Raw genomic sequence first — 8,462 nt, 5'->3', positions numbered from 1 at the left:
TTATAATAGTCTGTGTATCGATTTTGATCCATCTCAAAAATATGTTTACTACTCGCTTCATATGGAGCCAGAGGCTGCAACACTTGCTAGAACAACTTTTGCTAACCAACTAGTTGCCATAAAGACAATATCTCAAAATTTGCCAAATGGATGGAAATTGTATGTAAAAGAACATCCTCATCAGCATCAAAATCTAAACAATAAAACAACGTATTATTTTTTAGCTACTTTACATAAGTTTAAAACAAAAAGATTTTATGATGAGATTAAAAATTTACCAAATACATATTTGATAAAAAGCAATATATCTAGTAGACTTCTTTTAGAAAACTCAATTGCTGCTTCATCTATAAATGGAACTATATTTTTTGAGTCTTTAATAATGAAAAAGCCTTTTATTGCTTTTTCTCAAAACACATCGGCTTTAACCAAAGTAAATGGGGTTTTTGATATAAAAAATGATGATGATTGCAAAAAAGCATTAGAAATTCTAAAAAATGGATACCAGCCTGATTATGATAATTTAGATTTGATTATTGAAAATTATTATTATGAGGTTGAAAATAATCAAAATAATAATTTTGATTTATTGTTTGAAGATTTACTTAAATAAGAATATAGGAAATTATAATGAAATAAATTTTGAGAAAGATTTAACTAAAAACAACAAGGTAAAATATTATTGAATTTTTAAATAATTTTCTAGATTAATATTTAGAACTAAAAATAAAAAACAATAGACTAGGGATAAGATTTAAAAAATCAAAAGTAGTTATTTTAGAATGGTAGACAATCAGAATAGCATTAAAAATATATAAAATTAACTATTTATATATAATGGAGTAAAAGTGCTTATTGCAAAAACTATACTAAAGAGTTTATTAAAAATATAAAAGTTATACATTATGATTCAGAAACGGAAGGATAACTTAAAGTTGGATGATTTAGCACCCATAGTATTATTTGTATATAATCGTCTTGATCATACAAAACAAACATTAGAAGCCTTATTAGCTAATGAGCTGGCTAATCAAAGTGAAATATTTATATACTCAGATGCAGCCAAAAGTCGAAATGATGAAATAAAAGTTGCAGAAGTAAGAGAATATATAAAAAAAGTAAGTGGATTTAAAAAGGTTACCATTATACAAAGAGAAAGAAATTTTGGTCTGGCTAGCAATATAATAGACGGTGTTACAAAGATTGTAAACGAGTATGGTAAGATAATAGTTCTTGAAGATGATTTGATCACAAGTCCTTATTTTTTAAGTTTTATGAATAAAGGATTAGAGCTATACAAAGGCGAGCCAAGAGTTGCCTCTATTCACGGATATGTTTATCCTATAGATGGCCTTCCTGAAACTTTTTTTATCAAGGGGGCTGATTGTTGGGGATGGGCTACCTGGAGTGATAAATGGAGTATTTTTGAGCCAAATGGACAAAAGTTATTAGATGAAATAAGGAAACTAAAACTTGAAAAAGAGATAGATTTTAATGGTAGTTATGGATTTGTCAAGATGCTAAAGTCTCAAATTGTAGGAAAAAATAATTCATGGGCTATTAGATGGTATGCTAGTACCTTCTTAAATGGCATGTTAACTCTTTATCCAGGAAAAAGCTATGTTCAAAATATTGGATTTGATAGTCAGGCAACCCATTGTAAGATTAAAACTAATTTATTTGATATAGATTTAAATAAAAATATTGTAATTGATAAAATAGACATTAAAGAAGATTTAACTGCTAGAAAAAAATTTGAGATATTTTTTAAGAAAATAAATCCAAATTTGATACAGAGAATATTATTAAAAGTAAAGAGACTAATTAAATTATGAGACAATTTATTAAGAGTTTAATTCCACCCATTTTGTTTAATCTTCTAAAGAGATTAAGGCCAAACAAGTACGGCTGGAAGGGTAGCTATAGTACTTGGGAAGAAGCCAAAAAGGTATCCATTGGCTATGATAGCAAAGAAATATTACAAAAGGTCAGAGCCTCTCTTTTAAAGGTTAAAAACAAAGAAGCTGTTTTTGAGAGAGATAGCGTAATATTTGATAAGATCCAATATTCTTGGCCACTACTAGCTGGACTAATGTATGCTTATGTAAAATCCAAAGGAGAGCTTAGGGTGCTTGACTTTGGTGGAAGTTTAGGAAGCACTTATTTTCAAAATAAAAAATTCTTAGATGAAATTGATGAAGTTTCTTGGAGTATTGTTGAGCAAAAGCATTTTGTTGACGTTGGTAAAAAAGATTTTCAAGATAGTAGGCTAAAATTCTATTATGATATAGAAACTTGTAAGAAAGAACAGAATCCAAATATTTTAGTTTTATCAAGTGTTTTACAGTATATTGAAAAGCCTTATGAATTGATGAAGAGTATATTAAAAAATAGTTTTGATTTTATTTTGATAGATAGAACTCCTTTTTCGAAAAAGAGACAAATCAGACTACAAATGGTTCCGCCTCAAATTTATGATGCTAGTTATCCATGTTGGTTCTTTGAAGAAAATGAGTTACTGCATTTCTTAAAAGACCAGGGATACGTTGTTATCGAAGAGTATGATGCCCTAGACGGAAAATATGAAGATTACTATTTCAAAGGATATATTTTAAAAGGATTCTAATGTCATATAACTACTGCACTCTTTTTGATAGCAACTACCTAACTCGTGGCTTAGCTATGTATGAGTCTCTTAAAAAGAATAGCGATAAATTTCATCTATATATTTTTTCTTTTGATGATAGAAGCTACAAAGTTCTAAAGGAGTTAAAATTAGAAGCAGCAACAATAATTCAGCTTGAAGAATTTGAAGATGATGAACTTTTAAATATAAAAAAAAGTAGAACACCAGGCGAATATTGCTGGACTTGTACACCCTCGATTATTAAGTACTGTATAGAAAAATATAATCTTAGTAGTTGTACGTATCTTGATGCAGATTTATATTTTTTCTCAAATCCGGCCGTGCTTATTAAGGAGCTGGATGAAAAGTCCGTTTTAATAACAGAGCATAGATATACTAAAGAATATGATCAAAGTAAAACTAGCGGGATATATTGCGTACAGTTTATGACTTTTAAAAATGATAAAAATGGAATAGAAGTACTAAACTGGTGGAGAAATGCTTGTAATGAGTGGTGTTATGCTAGATTTGAAGATGGCAAATTCGGCGATCAAAAATATTTAGATGATTGGTTAAATAGATTTAATGGGGTCTACTCTTTAAAAAATTTAGGCGGCGGAGTTGCACCTTGGAATATCCAACAATATGATCTTTCTAAAAAAGAATTTGAGCTAATTTTTTATCATTTTCATGGTTTTAAATTTTTAGAAAATAACAAGTTAGAATTTGGAAATTATAAACTAAGAAAATTCGATTTAAAAAATTTATATAAGCCATATATATCTCACTTGGAAGATATAAAAATACGGTTAGAAGAGCTAGGGTATAAATATGATTTTCATGGAACGACAAAACTTAAAAAAAGTTGGAAGATGCCACTTATAAAAATTAAAAGATGGATAAGAAATACTTATAATGTTTACGATAAAAATTATATTTTAGGACTATGAATGGCTTATATTATCGATTTGCCGACATTTCAAGATGAAAGAGGCGGGCTTACCGTCATGGAAAAGCTGCTTCCGTTTGAGATAAAGAGATTTTATTGCATATATGGCGTGACTCAAAAAAGGGGCGGCCATAGGCATAAAAAGACTATCCAAGCTTTAATATGTCTTGATGGAAGTTGTGAAGTATATGTAAATGACGGGCAAAAAAAAGAAATATTTTTACTAGATAGCCCTTCAAAGTGCTTGTTGCTCAAGCCAGAAGATTGGCACACTATGGATAAATTTACGAAAGGCTCTACTCTATTAGTTTTTGCTTCAGAGTTTTATAATAAAGATGATTATGTTATCGAGGAGTATTGAATGATCGAGTATGAAAATTTAAGACTGGCAAATGAAAAGTTATTTAATAAGTATAAAGAGAGTTTTAATGATTTCCTAAATAGCGGTTGGTTTATTCTAGGAGATCAAGTAAAAAAATTTGAAGAAAGTTTTGCCTCTTTTTGTAATGTAAAACAATGCATAGGGGTTGCAAGTGGCCTTGACGCTCTAATCTTAGCAATAGATGCATGTAATTTTCCTAAAAATAGTGAGATAATAGTACCGTCTAATACGTATATAGCAACCATTTTAGCAATTGTTAGAAATGGATTTAAACCTATTTTGGTTGAGCCCGATATAAATACATACAATATAGATCCAAATAAGATTGAAGAAAAAATAACTAAAAACACAAGAGCGATTATAGTTGTACATCTATATGGCAAGGCTTGCAATATGGATAAAATTTGCTCTATTGCAAATAAGTATGATTTAAAGATAATTGAAGATGTGGCGCAGGCACATGGAGCTAAATTTAAGAACAAAATTGTTGGTAGTTTTGGTATAGGATGTTTTAGTTTTTATCCAACAAAAAATTTAGGAGCATTGGGTGATGCCGGAGCTATCACTACAAATGATGAGAATTTGGCAAAGATATTTCGATCTCTTAGAAACTACGGCTCTGCTATAAAATACTATAATGATGAACTAGGCTATAACTCAAGATTAGATGAAATTCAAGCTGGCTTTTTATCGGCCAAACTTGAAATTTTAGATGAAATTACAAATCATAAAAGAGAGCTAGCAAAGATCTATATAAAAAATTTGGATGATAGGTTTATAAAACCTGTTGCGGATAGGGATTATTTTGATGTTTATCATATATTCAATGTTAGACATAAAAACAGAGATGAACTAAAAAATTATCTTCTTAAAAATGAAGTGAAAACTGAAATACATTATCCATTGCCACCACATAGACAAAAATCTATGCAGGGCATAATAGAAGGCCAGTACCCAATAAGCGAAGAGATACATAATACGACCTTGAGCTTACCTATATCTTATTTTCACAAGGAAGAAGATATATTAAAAATTTGCGATATTATGAATAGGTGGCATAAATGAAAGGAATAATATTAGCCGGCGGAAGCGGGACTAGGCTTTATCCAATCACAAAGGGTATAGTTAAGCAGTTGTTGCCAATTTACAATAAGCCAATGATCTATTATCCATTGTCAGTACTTATGCTTGCTAATATCAAAGAAATTTTGATCATTTCTACTCCAAAAGATATAGATAGATTTAAGGATATATTCGGAGATGGAAGCGGCTTAGGATTAGATATCCAGTATGCCATACAAAATCATCCAAATGGACTTGCAGAAGCTTTTATAATAGGTGAAAAATTTATAGGAAATGATGACGTTTGTTTGGTACTTGGTGATAATCTCATATATGGCGAAGGTCTAATAAAACTACTTGAAAATAGCAAACAAAAAGTAGAAAATGATAAAAAGGGAGTTGTGTTTGGTTATTACGTCGATGATGCATCGGCTTATGGCGTTGTTGAATTTGATAAAAATAAAAAGGCTATAAGCATTGAGGAAAAACCAAAGAGCCCAAAGAGTAACTATGCTGTAATAGGTTTGTATTTTTATCCAAATGACGTCGTGCAAATAGCTAAAAATGTTAAGCCGTCAGATAGAGGTGAGTTGGAAATAACTACTATAAATCAAGAGTATTTAAGGCAAGAAAAACTATATGTAGAGGTTTTAGGTAGGGGGTATGCATGGCTTGATACCGGAACGCATGAAAGTTTGCTGGAAGCTAGTAATTTTATAGAGGTAATAGAAAAAAGGCAAGGGCTGAAAATAGCTTGTATAGAAGAGATAGCTTATAAAAAGGGGTATATTTCAAAAGAACAGCTAATAGCGTTAGGAAACGAGTTATCTAAAAATAGCTATGGGAAATATCTTCTAAAGGTAGCTAATACATGAACACCATTTTAGTAACTGGCGGTGCCGGCTTCATAGGGTCAAACTTCGTGCCGTATTTTTTAGAGAAGCATCCATACTATCGATTGGTAATTTTGGATCTTCTGACATATGCGGGGAATTTAGAAAATTTAAAAGAGTGCGAAAAAAATCAAAATTATAAATTTATCAAAGGAGATATTTGTAATAGAGGATTGGTAGAATTTATATTTAAAGAATATGATGTGAAGAGTGTTATTCATTTTGCTGCTGAATCTCATGTGGACAACTCAATAAAAAGTCCAGACGTATTTATACAGACAAATATAAATGGAACTTTTACCTTGGTAGATGTGGCTTATAAACATTGGATGAAAGGCCCATTTAGCTATAAGGAGGAGTATAAAAACTCGAGATTTCATCATATTAGCACAGATGAGGTTTATGGAACCCTTGGCCTTGATCCAGATGAACTATTTACCGAAAGAACACCGTATGCACCGAATTCTCCGTATTCAGCATCTAAGGCCTCATCTGATATGATAGTTAGATCATATCATGAGACATATGGACTAAATACGGTAATTACAAATTGTTCAAATAACTATGGTCCAAAGCAACACGACGAGAAATTTATACCGACAATTATAAAAAATGCCCTTGTAAAAAAACCAATACCGGTCTATGGCGATGGTAAAAATGTAAGGGATTGGTTATATGTACTTGATCACTGCAAGGGAATAGACGCCGTATTTCATGGCGGGAAAAGTGGTGAAACATATAATATTGGAGGAAGAAACGAAAAGACTAATATAGAAATAGTTAATGCCATTACAACTATTTTGGACAAAGAGGTACCGATTTCAAATTTCTCATATAAGGATTTAGTCACATTTGTGAAAGATAGAGCCGGACATGATAGGAGATATGCTATTGATGCGAGTAAGATAGAAAATGATCTAAGATGGAGAGCGGATGAGAATTTTGATAGCGGAATAGTGAAAACTATCAAGTGGTATTTAAGAAAGTATCAATGTGTATATTAAGGCCTATTAGTGTTGCAAGAAATTTATTATAAAAACTATAATGAAAAACCAACTAAACTTAGCGTAATTACTGCAACTTATAATGCAGAAAAATTCTTGCCTAGATTGATAAAAAGTCTGCAAGAGCAAGTCGATAAAGATTTTGAGTGGATCATTTCTGATGGAGCGTCTAGCGATAAGACTTTAGAAATTTTAAAAAATACTGGTGGGATAAATATAAAAGTAATTTCGGGCGAAGACTTTGGGATTTATGATGCTTTAAATAGAGGCATAAAAGCTTGTAATGGAGAATTCTATCTTGTTATCGGTGCTGATGATGAGCTTTATCCAAATGCTATTCAAGATTATAAGAAAGCCATGGGGGATGGTGTAGACATAGTAACAGCTTGTATTGATACTAATAATGGCAAAATCGAGCCAAATAGTGGGCCAAGATGGCTAAAGGCACAAGCTCACTACATCTCTGGACATGCTGTAGGTTCAATATATCGCACAAGTCTTCATCAAAAACTTGGTTACTATTCAAGAAAATTTCCAATAGTAGCAGATCAGTTATTTGTATTGACTGCTGCAAATTATGGAGCAAAGATAAAAGTTATAAAAAGTATTGTCGGTAAATTTTCAAATGATGGAGTTAGTAGCATTGATATGCTAGGAACTCTTTGCGAATTTTATAGAGTTCAAATAGCCATGGGTGAAAATAAATTTATGCAAACTACTCTATTTATTTTAAGACTTATTAAAAATTTTAGAAAATTATAAAGATATATAAATGAAAGATTATGATATATCCATAATAGTGCCTATTTATAATGTGGAGAAATATATAAAAAAGTGTGTAACTACGCTTTTAGAGCAAGACTATAACAATATAGAGTATATTTTTGTAAATGATTGTACTCCAGATAGTTCTATAAAAATTTTGAAGGATATTATTGAAAGATACCCAAATAGAGGAGATGATATAAAAATTATCAACAATATAAAAAATAGCGGATCAAGTCTTACTAGAAAATATGGTTTGGATGCTTCAAATGGTAAATATATTTTGTTTGTAGATAGTGACGACTGGGTCGATAAAGATATGGTAAGTTCTTTGATTAGTGAAGCTAGAAAAAGTTATGCAGACATAGTTTGTTTTGACTATATTAAAAAATTTAATAAAAAAAGCGTTGTAAAAAGTTTTTTTTATACAAAAAATCATCCAAAGTCTAATTTGAACTTCGTAAAAGCTATTTTATCTCATGAAATTTCTGTTTCCATGTGTGATAAATTGGTTAAAAGAGAGCTTTATGAAAATGTTGAATTTCCGCATTTTTCGCACTGTGAAGATAGTTTTGTAAATTTACAACTTTTTTATGAAGCAAAAAAAATTACTCATATCGCAAAACCATTTTATCATTATAGAACGAACCTCAACTCGCTTTCTAATAGTTTTTCAAACAATAAAAAAGCTCTTGAGGATTTTGCTAATTTTAGTAAATCAGTGCGCAAATTTTTAATAGAAAAAGATCTTTTTAATGACTATTTTCAAAGTTTTTTGCCC

The 8,462-nt window shown here is 30.5% G+C and carries 9 protein-coding genes and 1 pseudogene; all 10 read left to right on the top strand.

Annotated elements, in window-relative coordinates:
- Window positions 1-613, top strand: a pseudogene (locus F3H00_RS10400) (hypothetical protein); the annotation flags it as partial.
- Window positions 614-935: 322 nt separating this feature from the next.
- Complete coding sequence (locus F3H00_RS09365; protein WP_222862602.1) at window positions 936-1,835, top strand: glycosyltransferase; 900 nt, start codon at window positions 936-938, stop codon at window positions 1,833-1,835.
- Window positions 1,832-2,626: a TIGR04325 family methyltransferase gene (locus tag F3H00_RS09360; protein WP_148800023.1), complete on the top strand. Its 795-nt coding sequence runs from the start codon at window positions 1,832-1,834 to the stop codon at window positions 2,624-2,626. Before F3H00_RS09365 ends, F3H00_RS09360 begins: the two co-directional genes overlap by 4 nt.
- Window positions 2,626-3,576, top strand: coding sequence for a glycosyl transferase (locus F3H00_RS09355; RefSeq protein WP_148800025.1), 951 nt, complete (start codon window positions 2,626-2,628; stop codon window positions 3,574-3,576). Before F3H00_RS09360 ends, F3H00_RS09355 begins: the two co-directional genes overlap by 1 nt.
- Window positions 3,577-3,936, top strand: coding sequence for a sugar 3,4-ketoisomerase (locus tag F3H00_RS09350; RefSeq protein ID WP_103619371.1), 360 nt, complete (start codon window positions 3,577-3,579; stop codon window positions 3,934-3,936).
- Window positions 3,937-5,022, top strand: coding sequence for a DegT/DnrJ/EryC1/StrS family aminotransferase (locus F3H00_RS09345; protein ID WP_148800028.1), 1,086 nt, complete (start codon window positions 3,937-3,939; stop codon window positions 5,020-5,022).
- A complete protein-coding gene (rfbA, locus tag F3H00_RS09340; RefSeq protein WP_103628995.1) occupies window positions 5,019-5,894 on the top strand; it encodes a glucose-1-phosphate thymidylyltransferase RfbA in 876 nt (291 codons plus the stop codon). The genes F3H00_RS09345 and rfbA overlap by 4 nt, the downstream gene beginning before the upstream one ends.
- Complete coding sequence (rfbB, locus tag F3H00_RS09335; RefSeq protein ID WP_103628994.1) at window positions 5,891-6,916, top strand: dTDP-glucose 4,6-dehydratase; 1,026 nt, start codon at window positions 5,891-5,893, stop codon at window positions 6,914-6,916. The genes rfbA and rfbB overlap by 4 nt, the downstream gene beginning before the upstream one ends.
- A gap of 12 nt (window positions 6,917-6,928) precedes the next feature.
- Entirely contained in the window at window positions 6,929-7,678 is a 750-nt protein-coding gene (locus F3H00_RS09330) for a glycosyltransferase (RefSeq protein WP_187424111.1), read from the top strand.
- 10 nt (window positions 7,679-7,688) lie between these two features.
- The coding region (locus tag F3H00_RS09325; protein ID WP_149703822.1) for a glycosyltransferase family 2 protein at window positions 7,689-8,462 on the top strand (774 nt) is incomplete at its 3' end.

It is taken from the genome of Campylobacter concisus, from assembly GCF_902460845.1.
GTDB classification, from domain to species: Bacteria; Campylobacterota; Campylobacteria; order Campylobacterales; family Campylobacteraceae; genus Campylobacter_A; species Campylobacter_A concisus_X.
Note: the sequence above shows the minus strand (reverse complement) of the source record. Positions and strands in the feature narration are given on the sequence as shown.